The organism is Rhodopseudomonas pseudopalustris (assembly GCF_900110435.1).
GTDB classification, from domain to species: Bacteria; Pseudomonadota; Alphaproteobacteria; order Rhizobiales; family Xanthobacteraceae; genus Rhodopseudomonas; species Rhodopseudomonas pseudopalustris.
Genome location: NZ_FODT01000001.1, coordinates 659,337 through 679,252, shown reverse-complemented (window position 1 = coordinate 679,252; position 19,916 = coordinate 659,337). Strand labels below are relative to the sequence as shown.

At 66.1% G+C, this 19,916-nt stretch carries 19 protein-coding genes and 1 tRNA gene; 11 read left to right on the top strand and 9 right to left on the bottom strand.

Annotated elements, in window-relative coordinates; genetic code table 11:
• Positions 1 to 3: 3 nt before the first annotated feature.
• The 3 genes from BMY71_RS03160 (at position 4) to BMY71_RS03150 (ending at position 2,961) form a co-directional block, all read left to right on the top strand.
• Positions 4 to 1,209: an ABC transporter substrate-binding protein gene (locus tag BMY71_RS03160; protein WP_092681616.1), complete on the top strand. Its 1,206-nt coding sequence runs from the start codon at positions 4 to 6 to the stop codon at positions 1,207 to 1,209.
• A 196-nt stretch (positions 1,210 to 1,405) separates the two neighbouring features.
• Complete coding sequence (locus BMY71_RS03155; protein WP_092681614.1) at positions 1,406 to 2,194, top strand: enoyl-CoA hydratase; 789 nt, start codon at positions 1,406 to 1,408, stop codon at positions 2,192 to 2,194.
• Between the two features lie 2 nt (positions 2,195 to 2,196).
• Positions 2,197 to 2,961 (top strand): VOC family protein, encoded by a 765-nt coding sequence (locus BMY71_RS03150; protein ID WP_092681612.1) that lies wholly within the window; start codon positions 2,197 to 2,199, stop codon positions 2,959 to 2,961.
• A 62-nt stretch (positions 2,962 to 3,023) separates the two neighbouring features.
• On the opposite strand, the gene BMY71_RS03145 is transcribed toward BMY71_RS03150, so the two are convergent.
• The 3 genes from BMY71_RS03145 to BMY71_RS03135 all read right to left on the bottom strand — a co-directional run bounded on the left by BMY71_RS03145 (position 3,024) and on the right by BMY71_RS03135 (position 6,229).
• Positions 3,024 to 3,830, bottom strand: a complete 807-nt coding sequence (locus tag BMY71_RS03145) for an enoyl-CoA hydratase/isomerase family protein (protein ID WP_011500702.1) — start codon at positions 3,828 to 3,830, stop codon at positions 3,024 to 3,026.
• Positions 3,831 to 3,975: 145 nt separating this feature from the next.
• Positions 3,976 to 5,136, bottom strand: coding sequence for an acyl-CoA dehydrogenase family protein (locus BMY71_RS03140; RefSeq protein WP_092681610.1), 1,161 nt, complete (start codon positions 5,134 to 5,136; stop codon positions 3,976 to 3,978).
• Positions 5,137 to 5,161: 25 nt separating this feature from the next.
• A complete protein-coding gene (locus tag BMY71_RS03135; protein ID WP_092681608.1) occupies positions 5,162 to 6,229 on the bottom strand; it encodes an acyl-CoA dehydrogenase family protein in 1,068 nt (355 codons plus the stop codon).
• 258 nt (positions 6,230 to 6,487) lie between these two features.
• Between BMY71_RS03135 and BMY71_RS03130 the strand changes: the two genes are divergently transcribed.
• Positions 6,488 to 7,270, top strand: a complete 783-nt coding sequence (locus BMY71_RS03130) for an SDR family NAD(P)-dependent oxidoreductase (protein ID WP_011500699.1) — start codon at positions 6,488 to 6,490, stop codon at positions 7,268 to 7,270.
• Between the two features lie 181 nt (positions 7,271 to 7,451).
• Here the strand turns inward: BMY71_RS03130 and BMY71_RS03125 are convergent, their stop codons facing one another.
• Together BMY71_RS03125 and BMY71_RS03120 are read right to left on the bottom strand one after the other, a co-directional pair.
• On the bottom strand, positions 7,452 to 7,730 hold the full coding sequence (locus BMY71_RS03125; protein WP_011500698.1) for a GlsB/YeaQ/YmgE family stress response membrane protein: 279 nt from the start codon (positions 7,728 to 7,730) through the stop codon (positions 7,452 to 7,454).
• Between the two features lie 50 nt (positions 7,731 to 7,780).
• Positions 7,781 to 8,374: a YidB family protein gene (locus BMY71_RS03120; RefSeq protein ID WP_041805547.1), complete on the bottom strand. Its 594-nt coding sequence runs from the start codon at positions 8,372 to 8,374 to the stop codon at positions 7,781 to 7,783.
• A 311-nt stretch (positions 8,375 to 8,685) separates the two neighbouring features.
• On the opposite strand from BMY71_RS03120, the gene BMY71_RS03115 reads away from it, so the two are divergent.
• Together BMY71_RS03115 and BMY71_RS03105 are read left to right on the top strand one after the other, a co-directional pair.
• Positions 8,686 to 8,762, top strand: a tRNA-Arg gene (locus BMY71_RS03115).
• A gap of 883 nt (positions 8,763 to 9,645) precedes the next feature.
• Entirely contained in the window at positions 9,646 to 9,882 is a 237-nt protein-coding gene (locus BMY71_RS03105; RefSeq protein WP_011500696.1) for a hypothetical protein, read from the top strand.
• 29 nt (positions 9,883 to 9,911) lie between these two features.
• On the opposite strand, the gene BMY71_RS03100 is transcribed toward BMY71_RS03105, so the two are convergent.
• The 3 genes from BMY71_RS03100 to BMY71_RS03090 all read right to left on the bottom strand — a co-directional run bounded on the left by BMY71_RS03100 (position 9,912) and on the right by BMY71_RS03090 (position 13,298).
• Entirely contained in the window at positions 9,912 to 10,910 is a 999-nt protein-coding gene (locus tag BMY71_RS03100; protein WP_092681604.1) for an NADP-dependent oxidoreductase, read from the bottom strand.
• A gap of 84 nt (positions 10,911 to 10,994) precedes the next feature.
• On the bottom strand, positions 10,995 to 12,311 hold the full coding sequence (locus BMY71_RS03095) for a bifunctional folylpolyglutamate synthase/dihydrofolate synthase (RefSeq protein ID WP_092681602.1): 1,317 nt from the start codon (positions 12,309 to 12,311) through the stop codon (positions 10,995 to 10,997).
• Positions 12,312 to 13,298 carry an ATP-grasp domain-containing protein gene (locus BMY71_RS03090; RefSeq protein WP_092681600.1) on the bottom strand — a complete coding sequence of 329 codons (987 nt, stop codon included), beginning with the start codon at positions 13,296 to 13,298 and terminating at the stop codon, positions 12,312 to 12,314.
• A gap of 199 nt (positions 13,299 to 13,497) precedes the next feature.
• Here BMY71_RS03090 and BMY71_RS03085 point away from each other — a divergent pair, with 199 nt between their 5' ends.
• Positions 13,498 to 15,129 (top strand): FMN-binding glutamate synthase family protein, encoded by a 1,632-nt coding sequence (locus tag BMY71_RS03085; protein ID WP_092681598.1) that lies wholly within the window; start codon positions 13,498 to 13,500, stop codon positions 15,127 to 15,129.
• Between the two features lie 67 nt (positions 15,130 to 15,196).
• On the opposite strand, the gene BMY71_RS03080 is transcribed toward BMY71_RS03085, so the two are convergent.
• Positions 15,197 to 16,009, bottom strand: a complete 813-nt coding sequence (locus tag BMY71_RS03080; RefSeq protein WP_011500691.1) for a creatininase family protein — start codon at positions 16,007 to 16,009, stop codon at positions 15,197 to 15,199.
• Between the two features lie 304 nt (positions 16,010 to 16,313).
• Between BMY71_RS03080 and BMY71_RS03075 the strand changes: the two genes are divergently transcribed.
• The 4 genes from BMY71_RS03075 to BMY71_RS03060 are packed head-to-tail and all read left to right on the top strand — an operon-like array spanning position 16,314 to position 19,915.
• On the top strand, positions 16,314 to 17,285 hold the full coding sequence (locus BMY71_RS03075) for an ABC transporter substrate-binding protein (protein WP_244525960.1): 972 nt from the start codon (positions 16,314 to 16,316) through the stop codon (positions 17,283 to 17,285).
• Between the two features lie 10 nt (positions 17,286 to 17,295).
• On the top strand, positions 17,296 to 18,108 hold the full coding sequence (locus BMY71_RS03070) for an ABC transporter ATP-binding protein (RefSeq protein ID WP_092681596.1): 813 nt from the start codon (positions 17,296 to 17,298) through the stop codon (positions 18,106 to 18,108).
• On the top strand, positions 18,105 to 18,929 hold the full coding sequence (locus BMY71_RS03065; protein WP_092681594.1) for an ABC transporter permease: 825 nt from the start codon (positions 18,105 to 18,107) through the stop codon (positions 18,927 to 18,929). Before BMY71_RS03070 ends, BMY71_RS03065 begins: the two co-directional genes overlap by 4 nt.
• Positions 18,929 to 19,915 carry a 2-hydroxyacid dehydrogenase gene (locus BMY71_RS03060; protein WP_092681592.1) on the top strand — a complete coding sequence of 329 codons (987 nt, stop codon included), beginning with the start codon at positions 18,929 to 18,931 and terminating at the stop codon, positions 19,913 to 19,915. Before BMY71_RS03065 ends, BMY71_RS03060 begins: the two co-directional genes overlap by 1 nt.
• Position 19,916 lies beyond the last annotated feature (1 nt).

Sequence of the window (19,916 nt, the reverse complement as noted above, 5' to 3'; positions counted from 1 at the left end):
CACGTGAAAGCTATCCGCACCGCACTTTTTGCCTGTCTGTCGATCACCGCGATCTCGGCCGCGCAGGCGCAATCGCAGCCGCCGCTGAAACTCGGCGCGATCCTCGACATGTCGGGTCTCTACGCCGATATCACCGGCCCGGGTAGCGAGGCCGCGGCCAAGATGGCGGTGGAGGATTTCGGCGGCACCGTCCTCGGTCGCAAGATCGAGATCGTCGTTGCCGATCATCTCAACAAGGCGGATCTCTCCGCCAACATCGCGCGCGATATGCTCGACAATCAAGGCGTCGAGGCAATCATCGATGTCGCCGCCTCCGCGACCGCGCTCGCGGCCGCCGAGATCGCCAAGGCTCGCGGCAAGATCATCATGTTCTCGGGACCAGGTTCGATCCGTCTCAGCAACGAGGCCTGCGGTCCGTACACCGTGCACTACGTGTTCGACACCTTCGCTCAGGCCAACACCACGGGTCTTGCGGCGGTGAAGCAGGGACTCGATAGCTGGTTCTTCCTGTCCGCCGACTACGCCTTCGGGCAGGATCTCGAGCGCGACACCTCCAACGTCATCAAGGCATCGGGCGGCAAGGTGCTGGGCAACGTCAAACATCCGATCAACACCTCGGATTTTTCCTCGTTCCTGCTGCAGGCGCAGAGCTCCAAGGCCAAGGTGGTCGGCCTCGCCAATGCGGGCGGCGACACGATCAACGCGATCAAGCAAGCCGCTGAATTCGGCATCGCCAAAGGCGGCCAGAAGCTGTCGCCGTTGCTCGCCTTCATTTCAGACATCGACAGCGTCGGGCTGGACACCGCGCAAGGCCTGATTCTGGCGGAAGCCTTCTATTGGGATCTCAATGACGATACCCGTGCGTTCTCGAAGCGCTTCATGGAGCGCACCAAGCGGGTGCCGACCTCGGTGCAGGCCGGCCTGTACTCCGAGACGATGCACTATCTGCAGGCAGTCAAAGCCGCCGGCACCACCGACGCCGCCGCGGTGATGAAGAAGATGAAGGAAACGCCGATCAACGACTTCTTCGCCAAGAACGGCCGGATCCGCGAGGACGGCCGGATGGTGCACGACATGTATCTGTTCGAGATCAAGAAGCCGTCGGAATCCAAAGGCCGCTGGGACAACTACAAACTGCTCGCCACCGTCCCCGGCGATCAGGCGTTCCAGCCGCTGTCGGAGTCGCGCTGTCCGCTGGTGAAGAAGTAGCAAAGCGCTGTGTCCCGGGCGCGGTGCGGCACGAAGTGCCGCTCCGCAGAACCGGGACCCCGGTTTACATCTGAAGCAGTCACCGGGACCCCGGATCAGCAGCGCACCACGCCGCAAACGCGGCGCGCTGCGCAGGATCCGGGGAACGCCCTCAGACGCCGTCGGTGCCGGCGAACAACAAGAAGGAGTTTCCGACATGACCGACATCGTCTTGCAGCAGCTCGACCAGGGTCTTCTGACGATCACCATGAACCGGCCGGATCGGCGCAATGCGCTGAACCAGGAACTGATCCGGGGATTGGTCGATGCGGCGCGGCGCGCGGCGGACGATCCGGAGGTTCGTGCGGTGTTGCTCAAGGGCGCCGGCGGCACCTTCTGCGTCGGCGGCGACGTCAAGTCGATGGCCGCGGCGGGTGCGCCGGCGCCGCTCGAAGCCAAGGTCGCCAATCTGCGACGCGGCATGGAAGTGTCGCGCATCCTGCATCAGATGCCGAAGCCGGTGGTGGCGCAGATCGATGGCGCGGCAGCCGGCGCCGGCCTGTCGATCGCGCTGGCCTGCGACCTGCGCGTCGCGGGCGCGTCCGCCAAGATCACCACCGCCTTCGCCAAGGTCGGATTGTCGGGCGATTTCGGCGGCACCTATTTCCTGACGCATCTGATCGGCGCGGCGAAAGCGCGCGAGCTGTATCTGACCTCACCGGTGCTCACCGCGCAGGAGGCGCATGCGCTCGGCATCGTCAGCCGCGTCGTGCCGGATGCCGATGTCGAGAGCGCCGCGCGTGAGCTGGCGCTGTCGCTGGCGCAGGGGCCGAGCGTGACGCTCGGCTACATCAAGACCAACATCAACAACGCCGAGCATCTGTCGCTGGAAGCCTGTTTCGACGCCGAGGCGCTGCATCATTCGCGCTGCGCCGAGACCGCCGACCACAAGGAAGCAGCAAGCGCCTTTGTCGAGAAGCGCGCGCCGTCGTTCCAGGGCCGCTGACGATGGCGCCGTTTCTCCGGTTGCGCCAGATCTGCCTCGTCGCCGAAAGCCTCGAACCCGCGACGTCGCGCCTCGCGGCGATCATGGGTCTCGAGGTCTGCTATCGCGATCCGCATGTCGGCAAATATGGGCTCGAGAACGTCCTGCTGCCGGTCGATGCCACGCTGCTGGAGATCGTTGCGCCGACACGGGCGGGCACCGCCGCCGGGCGCTTCCTGGAAAAGACCGGCGGCCATGGCGGCTACATGGCGATCTTCTGCTGTGACGATCCCGACGCGCGGGGCCGTCACGCCGCATCGCTCGGCGTCCGCACCGCCAATGTGATCGATCACGCGCCGTATCACGGCGTGCAACTGCATCCGCGCGATTGCCGCGCCGCCTTTATCGAGCTCAATCACACTACCGGCAGCGATAATGTCCGCGGTCCCTATTCGCCCGCCGGGCCGGAGTGGCACAAGGCGATCCGCACCGACGTGACGCAAGCGCTGACGGCGGTCGAGCTGCAGAGCCCCGATCCGGACGACCTCGCGGCGCATTGGGGCCGCATCCTCGAACTGCCGGTGACGAATGGCGCAGAGGGCGTCGCGGAGCTGCAAGTGCCGAACGCGACACTCCGCTTCGTCAAAGGCGACAGCGAGGCGCTGACGGCGCTAACGTTCAAGGTCGCCGATCCGACGAAAATTCGCGAAGCGGCGCAGTCCCAAGGCGTCGCGATAACCGGCGACGGCTTCACACTCGCGGGAGTGGCGTTCAGACTCTCCAACTAACAACCCCCGTCATTCCGGGTTCACGCGCTGCGCGCGTGCCCCGGAATGACGACCCAGTGAAGTTAGCGCCCCTTGAAGTGCGCGATGCGGCGTTCTTCGGTGGCCTTGATGCCTTCCCTGAAATCTTCGGTCGCGCGCAGCCGCGTCTGTTCGGCGAGTTCGTGCTTGGTCGCTTCCATCACCCGGTCGGCGAGCGTGGCACGCATCGTCGCGCGGGTCGAGAGCAGGCCGAGCGGCGCGCATTCGGCGATCTCACGCGCGAGCTTGAGCGCGGCGCTGCGGACTTCGTTGAGCGGCACCAGCTCGTTGGCGAGACCCATCTTCACCGCGTCTTCGCCGGTGACCCGGCGCGAAGTGTAGAACATCAGCTCGGCATTGTTACGGCCGATCAGCTCCGGGAGCGTCACCGTCAGACCGAAACCGGGATGAAAGCCGAGCTTGGTGAAGTTCGCCGCGAACCGCGCTTCGGGGCAGGTGACGCGGAAATCCGCCGACACCGCGAGGCCGAGCCCGCCGCCGATCGCAGCGCCGTGCACCGCGGCGACGATCGGCTTCTTGGCGCGGAAGATCCGCACCGCTTCGTAGTAGAGATGGCCGATCTGGCCGAGGCTGTCGGCCGGATCGCCCTTCGCCGCTTGCGGATCGCCGGCCTGCTGCGCCGAATCGCCGAAATTGGCCCCGGCGCAGAACGCCTTGCCCTGCGCGGCCAGCACCGTGGCGCGCATCTCTGGATCGGCGTCGATGGCGTCGAGCGCGTCGGCGATCTGCTGGATCAGCGAAATGTCGAAGAAGTTCAGCGGCGGGCGCCGGATTTCGATCAGGGCGACGTGGCCGTTGGTCTCGACGGCGATATCCGTGTAGTTGGTCATGGTCTGTCCTCGATAAATGTCTTGCTGCGCGAACGCGCCGCGCCTTGGAGCTTTTCCGGTTCTGATCGGATCAGAACCGGAGCTCTGATTTTTGTTCTGACGCGTTTTCTTCACGCGAGCCGGGTTCACTTCGCTCGACAAAGCTTTAGCGCAGGCCGAGCCCGCGCGCGATGATGCCGCGCAGCACCTCCGTGGTGCCGCCCTGGATGGTCAGCTTCGGCGCGACCTTGGTGGCGAACGCCGTCAGCTCGTCGAGTGTGGCATGGTTCGACGCTTCACTGTCGACGAAGGCTGCGAGTTCGCGCACGCGGTGCGGCAGCTGCTGTTCCCAGACCGTGCCGATGTCTTTCACGATCGAGGCTTCGACCACCGGCTCCTTGCCGGCCTGCAACATGCCGGCGACCGACACCGACATCCGCCGCATGGTGTGCAGCTGCGCCACCAGCCGGCCGATGCCCTCGGCGCCGCGCATATCCGGATCGGGCCCGAGCGCGCGCACCAGCTCGGTCAGCACGTAATAGGTCTCGAGAAAGCGTTCCGGCCCGGAGCGCTCGAAGGCGAGTTCGGAGGTGGCCTGTTTCCAGGCGCCATCGATCTCGCCGAGCACATGATCGTCCGGCACGAAGGCGTCGGTGAACACCACCTCGTTGAATTCGTGCTGCCCGGTGATCTGCGCGATCGGATTGACCTTGATGCCCGGCGTTTTCATGTTGACCAGGAACTGGGTCAGGCCGTGGCGGCGGTTCTCCTTGGTCGACGGCGAGGTTCGGAAGATCGCGATCATGTAGTCGGCGATATGCGCCGACGTGGTCCAGATCTTCGAGCCGTTGATCAGATAGCCGCCGTCGGTTTTGGTCGCTTTGGTCTTGGCGGCGAACAGATCGGAGCCGGAATTCGGCTCGCTCATCCCGATCGCGAAGCACAATTCGCCGCGGCAGATCCGCGGCAGGATGTCCATCTTGATGTGCTCGGGCGCGTATTTCAGCAGCACCGGGCCGCTCTGCCGATCGGCGACGAAGAACCGCCGCGTCGGCGCATTGGCGACGCGCATTTCCTCGGTGACGACGTAGCGCTCCAGAAACGTGCGCTCGTGGCCGCCATATTGCTTCGGCCAGGTCATGCCGAGCCAGCCGCGCTCGCCGACCCGGCGGGAGAATTCCGGCGCGTCGGAATCCTCGCGCTGCGGCTTGTGCGGATCGAAGGTGCCGGCGGCGATTTCCTCGGCGAGGAAGGCGCGGACTTCCTTGCGCAGCTCCTCGCAGACGGGCGGCAGGCGGATCGGATCGAAACGGAGGGCGGCGGTCATCGCGGTTCTCGTCGTGTTGATGCGGTCAGCGCGAAGCGACCAGCGGCCACAGATCGTCGGCGCCGCGCCTGGCCACCATGCGGCCGAGCTCGACCGCCCAATGACTCTCGTTGCCGAAATCGTCGCGCCAGGCGAGCGCGCGCAGCGAGTAGCGATGCAGGATATGCTCGCTGGTGAAGCCGATCGCACCAAATACCTGATGGGCGATCGCCGCGCCCTTCTCGGCCGCTTCGGCGCAGCGGATCTTGGCGGCGGCGGCTTCCAGCATCACCGCATCGTCGAATGCGGTCGCGTTGGCGAGCGTATCGGCCGCCGAGGTCGCGGCCGCCAGCGCCGCCGAGGTCTCGCCGGCGAGCTTCGCCAGATTGTGCTGCACCGCCTGGAATTTCGAGATCTTCTTCTCGAACGCGACGCGCTCGTTGGAGTAGCGCACGCTGATTTCGAGCATCGTCTCCAGCGCGCCCGCGATCTGCAGGCTGCGCGCCACCGAGCCGATCAGCAGCAATGCGGTCGCATCGAAGCCCTGCGGCGCAGCCGCGAGCTTCAGCGGCGACACCTTGTCGAACGTCACGGTGTCGGACGGATCGCCGCCGAGCGCGAGGCCATGATCGATCCGGCAAGTCGAGGCGTCGACCAGCGCGATCGATGCGCCGTCACTGCGCTGCGCCAGCACCGCGATGAATTTCGCGTCCCGCGCGAACGGCACGCCGCGGGCGCGGCCGGACAGCGTGCCGTCGGCGTTGAGCGTGATGCGATCCTTCGGATGAACGGGTGCGATCGTCATCGCGCCCTCGGGCGAGGCGATGCTTGCCTGCGCCAGCAGCCAGCCCGCAAGCATCGTCTCGGCGAGCGGCGCAGCGAGGCCGGCCCGGCCCGCGGCGTTCAGCACCGCGAAGCCTTCGGCGAGGCTCGCGCCGGAACCGTCGCACGCTTCCGGCACCCACGACAGCGGCAGCCCGGATTCGCTCAGCGCCCGCCACAGCGGCGCGCGCCAGCTTCCGTCCTTGCTCGCATTGATGGTTTGCGCGTCGGCCAGATCGGCGAAGATCTTCTCGGCAGTCTCGACGACGATGTTGTCGGTAGTCTCCGTCACAGCGTTCCCCGTAGCCGCACACTTCCGTTACAACCGGCGAATCGCCAGGCCCAGGGTGCTGCATTGTTGCTACGCGGCATGATGCGGAAAAGCCGATGCGATGACAAGCGCCGCCGCCGCGGAGCGACCTGCGACGACAGCATGGTGTGCGTGCCGGCTTATTCCGCAGAGCGGGCTTAGCCGGCTTGCTCGCGGCTTCGCAGCTTATATGGTGCAGCACGCGGCGAGGCGCGCGCAAAACAGACATGGGGAGCAGAGATGGCGAAGGCTGGATTGAATGTGATCGTGACAGGGTCGGCGTCCGGCCTCGGCGCTGCGACGGCGAAGATCCTGGCGCGGGACGGCGCGCGGCTCGTGATCAATTATTCGTCCAGCCAGAAAGACGCCGAGACGACCGCCGAGGATTGCCGCAAGGCCGGCGCAGCCGAGGTGGTGGTGGTGCAGGGCGACGTCGCCAAAGACGACGATTGCAAGCGTATCGTCGAAGCCGCCGCGCATTGGGGCGGGCTCGACGCGCTGATCAACAATGCCGGCATCACCAAGCACGTCGCGCATCACCTGCTCGATCAGTTATCGGCGGAGGATTTCCAGCGGATCTATGCGGTGAACACCATCGGCCCGTATCAGATGGTGCGCGCCGCGCGCGCGCTGCTCGTGGCCGGCGCGAAAGCCGCGGGCCGTTCGTCGGCGGTGGTCAACGTATCGTCGGTCGCCGGCACCAGCGGCATCGGCTCCTCGATCGCCTATGCGGCCAGCAAGGGCGCGCTGAACACCATGACGTTGTCGCTCTCGCGCGCGCTGGCGCCCTCGATCCGCGTCAACGCGATCTGCCCGGGTTACATCGACACGCCATGGTTCACCAAGGGTCGCGGCGCCGATGCCGCGCAGCAGGTACGCGACATGGTGGTCGCCAAGGTGCCGCTGAAGATCGCGTCGAGCCCGGAGGATATCGCCGAACTGGTGTGCTTCCTCGCATCGCCGAAATCCAGCAGCATGACCGGCGAGCTGGTCCGGATGGACGCCGGTATGCATCTCGGCTGAGCCGACGTGTCCGGACCCAAGCAAACGGCCCGGTGATCAGCCGGGCCGTTTGTGGGTGAGCGATCGCGATGATCGATCAGAGCCGAACTACACGATAGGGCGTTTTCGAACGAAGTGAAAACCGGTCCGCGTGTCGAAAACGCGTCAGTTTCGACTTACTCGGAACCGGAAAAGCTCACATCTAGCGATTGCCGGGATCGGATAGCACCCGTCGCGCCACCAGCCGGTTCCAGATGAACAGCACCAGCACCGCGCCGATTGTTGCGGTGATGAAGCCCGCGCCCTGGTTGGGGCCGTAATGGCCGATCGCCTGGCCGATCGCCGTGGCGAGGAACGCTCCGACGATGCCCAGCACCGTGGTCAGCAGAAAACCCTGCGGGTTGTTCGGTCCGGGTGAGAGGAAACGCGCGATAATGCCGGCGATGAAGCCGACCAGGATGATCCAGAGGATACCAGTCATGGGCAAATGTCCTTTCCGAAACGCTCATGTCGACAAACAGGTGTAGCCGATCAGATCCAGCGCGAGGCTTCGTCCTCGGTCGGGAGCCGGCCGTCCGGCGTGAGCTGATCGATCACGCCCGGCAATTGCTGGCTGAGGCCGTCGAGTAACTCCTCGCGCGACATTCCGGTCTGCTGGGTCAGCATCTCGAGCCTGTCGGCGCCCAGCGCATTGGCGAGATCGTTCGGGCCGATCTGTTTGTTCTCGCCGCGACCGACCCAGGAATCCGCAGCGTCGCCGAGGCCGTTGGTCTGGAACTGTTTCATCAGGTCGCCGAGGCCGCCGGACAGGATGGTGCCTGCCGCGCCGCCGGCGAGCAAGCCGCCGAGGCCGCCCTTGAGCATGTCGCTGAGCCCGCCGCCGGGCATCCCGGCATTGATGGTGTTCCGCGAGGGCATCGTGTTCGGCGATTGCGGCACCGACGTCGGACGCCCGTGGCCGACGGACGCCGGCGCATCGGGAGCCGTCACGTGTTTGTAGGCCTTGTAGGCAAGCAGCGCGAGGATCGCCATGGTGAACTTGGACATCCCGCCGCTCTTGTCGTTCGGGTCGGCGGGGCCGCGCGGGCCGTTCTGCATACCGTTGAGGATATCGAGCAAGCCCATCGTCACCTCCGTGTGAACCGTCTGGATTTCGTAGGCCGGCTGCGCCGCAACAGGGCGGCGTCTCACCGACGAGAGTCAGATAGGACCCGCCGATGACAAGAACAAGGCAACGGCGGTTCACTGCGGACTAATCGGTTGGGATCGGCCAGCGTCGGGTTGCAACGGCGGTGACGACGCGCGCCCCGCGCGCGCCGGCGAAGCCCTGAGCAGCCGCTCGGCTCGGGGCCGAACGGCGTCCGATTCCGGGGTGGCGATCCGTCGGCCCCTCTGCTATGGGGAATCCAGACCGCCGCGGCGCGCCGCGGCCGGCCGGTCCCGTAGCTCAGCCGGATAGAGCGGCGGTTTCCTAAACCGTAGGTCGGATGTTCGAGTCATCCCGGGATCGCCAATCTCCGCAATAGGATAGAACCGCCCGAGCGCTTCGCGACGACAGGTCGTCGTCGCGACGGCCGCCGTATCTGGCGAGCTGACGATACAGGATCCCCGCCGGCGATCGCGCGGTGCCTTCGGGACGATCTTGAACGAAATGCCGGCCTTCACGCATCTCCGCTTCGCTGGATTTTGGTGATGAATCGCGCGCGGTCCCACACTTCCACGACGTAGCCCCTGAACATTCGCCTTGCAGCATTGATTGCGGCCAGATCGTCGGTGCAGTCGGGCAACAGAGTCGACGCGATGATGTGTCCCGCCGGGCCAATCGTGTAGGCCCTGTAGGTCGGGACCGGGTCCTGTTGGGTCTCAGGACGCGGATGACTGGTGCGATCGATACCCTGCTCTGACATGGAGAAAGTCCACGGAAAAACGCAACCTTCGCGCGATGCCGCGCGAAGACTAAAATGCCTCACGCGCGCAGGCGCGCGAGGCCGCTGATCGTTTTCGATGTTTTCGCAATTTTGTCGGCGCCCTCACACATCATGGCGGCGCAAAGTCGGCAATCGAAGGTGCGAGTAGTAATGGCCATGGCAAAACTCCTGATCAATGGACTACGCCCATCAACCGGATATTGAAACATAAATTATCTCGTAACAATTTGTAATTACAGCGTTTTATTCAGTTTCAGCAGTTCGCTGTCTTGACTGATTTGCAGAAGCAAGCGCAAATAATGACTTCAACTCAATGGTAACAAGTGACCTTAAAGGGTCACTCTCAGGCATATTTGCTGGAGCCGCCGAGGAAGCGATTGCAGCAATATGCCAACTACGAGTAAGGTAGCGAGATTAGGCATTTTGAGCAATATTTGCTTTTTGCCCGAGACGATGATGGTGAGCGCCATGGTGTCGATTCCCCGTGGAGAGCGTCTTCAGATCATGCTGACCGAAGACGAGTATCATGCCTTGGACCTCTGGCGATTCAGTCGCCACATGCCGAGCCGCGCTGCCGCTGTGCGCGAATTGCTGCGTCGCGGACTGAGCGCCGAAGGCTTCGCCGTTTCGGACGGCACCCGGAAATCGAGCGATTTCGGTCTCATTGGAAAATCAAGCGCTGAGACCGACGGTCGCCAACCCTGATCACTCCGTACGATCGAGCCCGGGGCGTCTCACACCTTCACCATCCGCTTACCGCGATTCTCGCCGGCTAGAAGCCCGATCAAGGCCTGCGGGGTGTTCTCGAGTCCGTCGATGACGTCTTCCTGTACCTTCAGCCTGCCGCTCGCGACCCAGCCCTGCAGCTCGGCGACCGCCGCGTCGCGGCGATCCATGTAATCCATCACGATGAAGCCCTGCATGATCAGCCGCTTCACGACGATCAGGCCGGGCACGCCACGCGGGCCGGTCGCCGAAGGCGTGCGGTCGTATTGCGAGACTGCGCCGCAGCAGGCGATGCGTCCGCGCAGGTTCATCTGCGGCAGGCAGGCTTCGAGGATGTCGCCGCCGACATTGTCGAAATACACGTCGATGCCGTTCGGTGCCGCGGCGCGCAGCGCCTTGAACAGTGCGCCGTCCTTGTAGTCGACCGCGGCGTCGAAGCCGAGTTCGTTCACCAGCCAGTCGCACTTCGCCTGGCCGCCGGCGATGCCGACGACGCGGCAGCCCTTGATCTTGGCGATCTGTCCGACGATCGAGCCCACCGAACCGGCAGCGGCGGAGACCACCACGGTCTCGCCGGCCACAGGCTTGCCGACATCGAGCAGGCCGAAATAAGCGGTGAGGCCCGCGATGCCGTAGACGCTGAGCAGATGCGTCAGCGGCTCGACCTTCGGCAGTTTGGTGAGATGTTTGGCCGGCAGCGCCGCATAGTCCTGCCAGCCGGTGTCGGCGAATACGATGTCGCCGGGCGACAGCCCGGGCGCGTTGGAACTCACCACTTCGGCGATGCCGCCGCCCGGCATCACGCTGTCGGTCTCGACCGCGGCCCGATAGGTCGCGCCCTGCATCCAGGCGCGGTTGGCGGCGTCGAGCGAAATGTAGCGCACCTTCACCAGCGCCTCGCCGTCCTTCGGCTCCGGCACCGCCGCTTCCGCCATGCGGAAATGCTCGGCCGCGAGCTTCTCCTTCGGTTTCGCGATCAGCAGAACCTGGCGGTTGACGGCGGTCATGTTTCTCTCCCTGAACGATGTTGTCGCGTTTGGCGCGGACGCTAGTCGGCGTCTCGGCTGCGCGCAACGTTCAAATCACCGCGCTCAGAAGAACCGAAGATCCTCGGCGCGTCCGCCTCGCGTCACGGCGGCGAATTCGATCGCGAGAAACAATCCGCCTGCGACGTAGATCCGGGCGTCGAGCCGTTCGGCCAGCACGCGCGCCTCGCGCACGGCGTCGGCTACGGTCGCAGCCGTGACGATCTCGGCGCGCGGATTCGCCGCGCGCGCGGCTTCCGCGATGACTTCGGCGGGCGCGCCCTTGTGATGCGCCGAGCTGCAGACGATGGCGTCGAAGGACGGCGCCAGCGCCGCGACGATCTCGGCGGCGTTCTTGTCGCGCGATGCGCCGAGCACCAGAATCCATCCGCTCTCGCCATGCGCCGCGCGAAGTCCCGCCAGCGCCTGCCGGATGCCATCAGGAGTGTGGCCGACGTCGATCACCGTCAGCGGCTCTGTGCTGATCGTCTCCAGCCGTCCCGGCCATCGCGCATCGCGCAGGCCGCTCCGGATCGCAGCATCGAGCCGCGCCGGATCGTGGTCGGTGCCGCTGTGCCGCAGCCATAGCGCGAACAGCGACGCCGCGATCGCGGCGTTGTTGACCTGGAACGGGCCGAGCAGCGAGGTTTCGAGCGCCACGTAAGTGTGATCTGCGATGCGCAGATCGAAGCGCTGCCGCGCATCCGCGATGCTGACGCTGCCGATGCCGATCTCGTCGCCGATGAACAGCGCGGCGACGTCGCGGTTGCGATTGTATTCAGCGAGATGGTCGTGCAATGGCCGGCAATTCTCGCCATAGACAATGACGCCGCCGGCCGCGCAGGCGTCGCTCTTGTCGGAGGCGATCAGCTCGATCGAATGGCCGAGCAGCGCCACGTGTTCGAGATCGACCGAGGTGACGCAGCTCACGCGCGCGCCGAGCAGGCGCACCGGATCGTAGCGGCCGCCGATCCCGGCCTCGAACACCGCGAAGTCGCAGGCATTGTCCTGGAAGTACAAACACGCCAGCGCGAACTGCGCCTCGAATGCGCCGAACTGCTCGCCGCGGGCTTCTCCCACCTCCGCGATGGCCTTTGTCACGCGCTCCAGCAGCCGCCTCAGCGCATCGTCGGGGATCGGCGCGCCGTCGATCTGGAAGCGTTCGTTGAAGCGATACAAATGCGGCGAGGTGAACAGCCCGGTGCGCAGGCCGTGAGCGCGACCGATGCTGGCGGTGAACGCCGCGGTCGAGCCCTTGCCGTTGGAGCCGCAGACCGCGACGGCGATGCGCTGCAGCCGCGCGCGATCGACGCCGAGCCGATCGAGCAGCACGGCCAGCCGCGCGAGACAAATCCCTTCGCCGTATTTCGGAAGATCGAACATCTACAACAATCCTGCTGCGGTGAGACTGTGACGCCAGATCGCGACGATCAGATCGTCGCGGCCGCAGCTTTCGAGAAAGCGGATCGCGGGATTGGAATTCACCTCGATCACCCGCACGTCGTCGCGCGCGTCCGGATCGACGAACAGATCGACCGCGCCGAGCCGCAGGCCGAGCGCGCGCGTCGCGGCTCGGGCGCCTGCGATCGCCGGCGCGCCGGCCTCCTCCATCACCATCGCGCCGCCGACGCTGAGATTCATCCGGCCCGCGATGTCGCGCCGCTCGCCGGCCGCGGGCACGTGATCGAGCGACGGATCGTCGCCGCTCGCGCCCGACAATCCGCGGTCGCGCAACGCGCGGTCGTGTTCGTGCAGCAGCTCACGCAGGCTGCGGACGCCGTCGCCGATCACCGCCGGCGGCAGCTTTCGCGCGGTGTACAGCGCTTCGCCGTCGACCACGAACACGCGATACTCGTGGCCTGAGGCATAGGGCTGGATCAGCACGGAATCGTAATAGCGCGCGACGTCGTCGAGATAGGAGGCCAGCGCCGCGGCGCTCTCGATCGGCCGCGCAAAGTCGCCGCGCGAGCCGGTCAGCGGCTTGGCGAAGGCGTGGCCGCCCTGCGCTGCGAGATAATCCAGCGCATCGTTGCGTTCGTGCCCGGGCGGTCGCAGCGCGCGGTGGCGGTCGTGCAGGAAGAAATAGCGGCCGCCGAGCGTCGCCACGCCGGCGCGTTCCAGCAGCGCATTGGCGAGATATTTGTCGGTCGCGAGCGATGCTGCGGTGGCGTTGTTCTGCGGATAATACGAGCAACGCCCGCCGCCGAAGCAGATTTCCTTCGTCCCCGAGGCGACGGCGAACAACAGGCCGGTGCCGCCGTCGCGTTCGCTGAAGCGGAGGCCGAGCCGCGCGCAGGCATATTCGGCGTAGATCGCCTGATCGGGATAGAACGCCGGCTTCCCGGTTCGAAAATCCTGCAGTTGCGGCATGGGGCTCCGGCCCGTCGCGCGGCGATCCTCCGGCGACTCGTGGCCGCAACCTAGCGGATCACCGAGGCGTGATCCAGCCGAGCCGCCGCCGTTATCGCGCCGCGATCGGCATGTTATAGAACGCGCCCGGTGCGCCGCGTTCGCGGTGCGGCCGGCGCACAACAACAGGCCGGGGCTCCGCCCGGCTCGCGGGGATTGCATGGAAACGATTCTGCTTCCTTTCTCACCGCGCTTCATCGCCCTCACGATCTGCGCCGTGCTCACCGCGCTGTTCGCCTCGATCGCGATCACCGATTTTCACACCAGCCTGTTCGGCGTGATGCTGACCCTGGCATTGGTGTTCGGCGCGCTGACGCTGCTCGGCGTGCGGGACCTGCTGCAGAAGAATCATGCGGTGCTGCGCAACTATCCGATCTCGGCGCATCTGCGGTTTCTGCTCGAGGAAATCCGCCCCGAGATGCGGCAATATTTCTTCGAGAGCGAGAAGGACGGCAAGCCGTTCAGCCGCGACACCCGCGCCCTGATCTATCAGCGCGCCAAGATGGTGCTCGACAAGCGGCCGTTCGGCACCCAGGAGGACGTCTATGGCGACGGTTACGAGTGGATGCACCACTCGGTCGCGCCACGCCCGCACGCCGAGGAGCGTTTTCGCATCACCATCGGCGGGCCGGATTGCGCAAAGCCGTATTCCGCCTCGATGTTCAACATCTCGGCGATGAGTTTCGGCGCGCTCAGCCCGAATGCGGTGCGGGCGCTGAACGCCGGCGCCAAGAAGGGCGGCTTCGCGCACGACACCGGCGAAGGCGGCGTCAGCCCCTATCACCGCGAGCACGGCGGCGACCTGATCTGGGAAATCGGCTCCGGCTATTTCGGCTGCCGCACCCGTGACGGTCAGTTCGATCCCGACGCCTTCGCCCGCCTCGCCACCGACGACCAGATCAAGATGGTCGAGCTGAAGGTCAGCCAGGGCGCCAAGCCCGGCCATGGCGGCGTGCTGCCGGCCGCGAAGGTGTCCGAAGAGATTTCGCGGATCCGCGGGGTGGCGATGGACGAGGATTGCATCTCGCCGCCTTTTCACAAGGCGTTTTCGACCCCGGTCGAGATGCTGCGCTTCATCGCCGAGATGCGGCGTCTGTCGGGCGGCAAGCCGACCGGCTTCAAGCTGTGCATCGGCCATCCGTGGGAGTTTCTCGCGATCTGCAAGGCGATGCTGGCGACCGGAATCACCCCGGACTTCATCGTCGTCGACGGCAACGAGGGCGGCACCGGCGCGGCGCCGCTGGAGTTCATGGATCATCTCGGGATGCCGATGCGTGAGGGCGTCAACTTCGTGCACAATGCGCTGATCGGCATCGGCATGCGCGACCGGATCAAGATCGGCGCCGCGGGCAAGGTCGCCACCGCTTTCGACATGGCGCGCGCGATGGCGCTCGGCGCCGACTGGTGCAATTCGGCGCGCGGCTTCATGTTCGCGCTCGGCTGCATCCAGTCGCTGAGCTGCCACACCGACCGCTGCCCGACCGGCGTGACCACGCAGGAGCCGTCGCGCTATCGCGCGCTGGTGGTGACGCAGAAGGTCGACCGGGTGTTCAACTATCACCATGCCACGCTGCACGCGCTGGCCGAACTGGTCGCGGCGGCGGGGCTCGACCATCCGCAGGAGATCGGCCCACACCACTTCTCGCAGCGGACGTCGTCGTCCGTCGTGGTGTCGTTCGCGCAACTCTATCCGACGCTGCGTCCGGGCGAGCTGCTCGACGGCACCGACGATCCACGTTTCAAGCAAGCCTGGGCAATGGCCCGCGCCGAAACCTTTGCCGCGGCGCTGTGAGGATCAGTCTTTGAGCCTCAGGCCGCCGTCGTCCTGAGCTGGCAACAACCGGGATCAGGCTCGGGGATCAGGGTCGGGGAGCGGGCCGGAGTGTCGCGAGGTCGAAGCGATCGACGTCAGCCAGCAGCTCGCAGAAGGCGCGGGCGCCGTGATCGAGCGCCTTCCGGCCCTTGTCGGCCGAAGCCGCCGTCGCGTCGCCGATCGCGCCGCTCGGATGCAGGTCCTGTGCAGCCCAGGCGAATGGCGCCGGCCGCTGCGCCGACAACCAGCGGAACTCATGCTCCATCGCCGCGGTGGCGGGCCGGAAGTCGGCGATCCTGTCGGTGCGCACCTGCTGCGGCGCGTGCGCCAGCATGATCGAGGTCTCGACCGCGCCGCCATGGATGCCGTGACGCAGTTCGTCGTCCGCGAACAAACCGTCCGGCAGGCCGAATCGCGCCCAGCCGGTGGTGACGGCCAGCATCGCGTGCCGCGCTCGCAGCTCTTGCGCCACCAGACTCATGGCCGCGCTGTTGCCGCCATGGCTGGTCACCATCACCAGCTTGCGCACGCCCGCGCGCGCGACGCTGTCGCCGATCTCGGTCCACAGCCGCAGCGCGGTCTCGGTTCCCAGCGTCAGCGTGCCGGGGAACGCCAGATGCTCGGTCGACAGCCCGATCGGCTGCAGCGGCAGGAAACTCACCGGCAGCTCCGCCGGTAACAGCTCGTGCACCCGCGCCAGATAGGCTCGCGCGATCATCACGTCGGTGCCGAGCGGCAGATGAGGGCCGTGCTGTTCGGTGGCGGCGAGCGGAAGCACTGCGATCCAGCGCGCCGGGTCGGCGTCGCCGATCTCCGGCCAGCGGATCTCGGTCCAGTCGCGGGGCGGGAGCCTGGTCATCGGCGTGTGTCTTGGGCGCGTTCCGGGGGGGCGGCAGCCGCCCGCATCAAAGGTTCAAATGCCCGCATTGTTTCGCTATCAATCCTCGACCGGACGAACCTGCGCCGCCTCGCTGCTCCCATCATGGGCCAAAACGAACGACGGAGTCCAATCATGACCCCCGCCTTCCTGCTGCGAGCGTTAACCGGGGCCGTCGCCGTAGCTCTGCTGGCCGTGCCGGTCCACGCTTCGCCGCCGCCGGCTCCGGAAAAGCCGGTGGAAAAGCCTGCGCCGCCGCCGCCGCCGAAGAAGCCCCCCCCCGCCGGTGGTGCAGCCGGTCCGCAAAGTGCCGGAAGGCGGCTTCGATAAGGTGTCGTTCGGCACCAATTGGGTCGCCGAGGGCGAGCATGGCGGGTTCTTCCAGGCGGTCGCCGACGGCACCTACAAGACCTACGGCCTCAACGTGACGATCGTGCCGGGCGGACCCAACGTCAACAATCGCGCCTTGCTGCTCGCCGGCAAGCTCGACTTCTTCATGACCGCGAACACGCTGCAATCGTTCGACGCCGTCGCCAACAACGTACCGGTGGTGGCGATCGCCGCGGTGTTCCAGAAGGATCCGCAGGTGTTCCTGACGCATCCGGAATCCAAGGTCGGACAGCTCGACGACCTGAAACGTCTGACGCTGTTTGTCTCCAAGGAAGGCATCGCCAGCTACTTCCAGTGGCTGAAATCCGAATACGGCTTCAACGAAGCCAAGGTGAAGCCCTACACCTCGAACCCGCAGCCCTTCATCGTCGATCGCAACGCCGCGATGCAGGGCTATGTCACTTCCGAGCCGTTCGTGATCGAGCAGAAAGCGAAGTTCAAGCCGAGCGTGCTGCTGCTCGCCGATTACGGCCTCGACGGTTACTCGACGCTGATCGAGACCCGGCGCGACCTGATCGACAAGAACCCCGACATGATCCAGCGCTTCGTCGACGCCTCGATGATCGGCTGGTACAACTATCTGTACGGCGACAACGCCGCCGGCAACGCGCTGATCAAGTCGCTCAATCCGGAGATGACCGACGAGATGCTGGCCTATTCGGTCGCCAAGATGAAGGAGTACGGCATTGTCGATTCCGGCGACACGCTGCGCAACGGCATCGGCGCGATGAGCGACGAGCGCTACGCCAGCTTCTTCGACAAGATGTCGCGCGCCGGCGTGGTGAAGCGCGATCTCGATTTCCGCCAGGCCTATACGCTGCAATTCACCAACAAGGGCGTCGGCGTCGATCTGCGGCCGAGCAGGTAGCGCCGGCGGCATGGCCCTGTCCTCGTCGCCCGATCTCGACGGCCCGGCCGCAGCTTGCGCGATCCGCCTGCATGCGGCGACCAAGGTCTATCGCGGCGGTGTCGAAGCGCTGGGACCGATCGATCTCGACATCGGCCGGGGCGAATTCGTCTCGCTGCTCGGGTCCTCCGGCTGCGGCAAGTCGACAGCGCTGCGGCTGATCGCTGGGCTGGCGAGGCCGTCGTCCGGCAGCGTGCGGGTCGCCGGTGAGGCGACGCGGCGACCCGGCGGGCACGCGATCGGTTTCGTGTTTCAGGAGCCGACGCTGATGCCGTGGAGCAGCGTCCGCGCCAATGTCGGCCTGCCGCTCAAGATCGCACATGCGCCTGCCGCCGAGATCGCGCGTCACGTCGACGCCGCGCTGGCGCGGGTCGAGCTCTCGGATTTCGCCGAGGCCTATCCGCGCGAACTCTCCGGCGGTATGAAGATGCGGGTGTCGCTGGCGCGCGCGCTGGTGACCGATCCGGACATCCTGCTGATGGACGAGCCGTTCGCCGCGCTCGACGAGATCACCCGCTTCCGGCTCAACGACGATCTCCTGGCGCTGTGGCGCGACCTCGGCAAGACCATCCTGTTCGTCACCCATTCGGTGTTCGAGTCGGTGTATCTGTCGCAACGCGTCGTGGTGATGTCGCCGCGGCCGGGAAGGATCGCGGCGGAATTCCGGATCGAGGCGCCCGAGCCGCGCGGCGCCGAGTTCCGCACCTCGACCGGCTATGCCGCGCAATGCCGCGACGTCTCCCGCGCGCTGGCCGACGCCAGCGCGGCGCAGGTCCGCGCATGAGCGGCCGCGCGCCGACCGGGCCGCGGCCGCCGCGCATCAGCGCGGCGAGCTGGTTGCGGGTATTGCTGCCATTCGTGGTCCTCGCCGCCGGCGTCGCGGTCTGGGATCTGGTGGTGCGGATCAACCAGATTCCGCCTTACGTGCTGCCGGGTCCGGGTCTGGTCTGGCAGACGCTGGTCGCGGATTGGCCGATCCTGTCGGTCTCGCTGCTGGCCACGCTGTGGACCACGCTGAAAGGTTTCCTCGCCGCAGCCTTCGGCGGCGTCGCGCTGGCGCTGCTGTTCAACCAGTCGCGATGGGTGGAATACTCGCTGTTCCCTTATGCGGTGGTGCTGCAGGTGACGCCGGTGATCGCGATCGCGCCACTGCTGCTGATCTATCTGCCGCAGGAAACCGCGGTGGTGGTCTGCGCCTGGATCGTGGCGTTCTTTCCGGTGCTCGCCAACACCACGCTCGGGCTCAACTCGGTCGATCGCAACCTCGCCGGTCTGTTCCGGCTGTATGGCGCGTCGCCGTTGCAGACGCTGCTGCGGCTGAAATTGCCGGCGGCGTTGCCCTACATTCTCGGCGGCCTGCGCATTGCGGGCGGGCTGTCGCTGATCGGCGCGGTGGTGGCGGAGATCGCCGCCGGCTCCGCGGGCGCCGGCTCCGGCCTCGCCTACCGGATTGCGGAATCCGGCTACCGGCTCAACATTCCCCGCATGTTCGCGGCATTGCTGTTGCTCTCGGCGGCGGGCATTGTCATTTATCTGCTGCTCGCGCTGGTCTCGCATCTGTTGCTGCGGCGCTGGCATGAAAGCGCGCTGGGAAAGGACAATTGATGGCGGGGGAAGCAGGGGCGACCGACAAGATCGATCTGTTGATCTACGGGCCGAGCAAGCCGGTCATCAATGATGGCTTTCCCGAGCAATATGGGCTGCACAAATGCGAGCAGCCGGGCGATCTCGACCGGCTGACCGACGACATCCGGGCGCGCATCCGCGGCGTCGCGGTCACCGGCCTGGTGCCGACCAACTCGTCGGTGCTGGCGCGCTATCCGAAACTCGAGATCGTGTCCTCGTTCGGCGTCGGCTACGACCACATCGATTCCGGCTGGGCGGCAGAGCACGACGTCGTCGTCACCAACACCCCCGACGTTCTGACCGAAGAAGTGGCCGACACCGCGCTCGGCCTGCTGATCGCGACGCTGCGCGAATTCGTCCGCGCCGACAAATATGTCCGCTCCGGATCGTGGCTGACCCAGCCCTATCCGCTCAGCGTCGGCTCGCTGCGCGATCGCAAGGTCGGACTGATCGGCATGGGCCGGATCGGTCAGGCGATCGCGAGGCGGCTCGACGCCTCGCGGGTGCCGGTGGTGTACCACGCGCGCAATCCGGCGGCCGGGGTGAGCTATCAGCACTATCCCGACCTGATCGCGATGGCGAAGGACGTCGACACGCTGATCGTGATCATCCCGGGAGGCGCGTCGACCGCCAGGCTGATCAACGCCGAGGTGCTGCAGGCGCTGGGTCCGCGCGGCGTGCTGATCAACGTCGCGCGCGGTTCGGTGGTCGACGAACCGGCGCTGATCGCGGCGCTCAAATCGGGCGCGATTCTGGCCGCCGGCCTCGACGTGTTCGCCGACGAGCCCAACGTGCCGGACGAGTTGCGCATGATGCAGAACGTGATCCTGCTGCCGCATATCGGCTCGGCCTCGGTGGTGACGCGCAATGCGATGGATCAGCTCGTGGTCGACAACATCAAGGCGTGGTTCGACGGCAAGCCGCCGCTCACGCCGATCCCTGAAACGCCGGTGAGGGGGCGCTGAG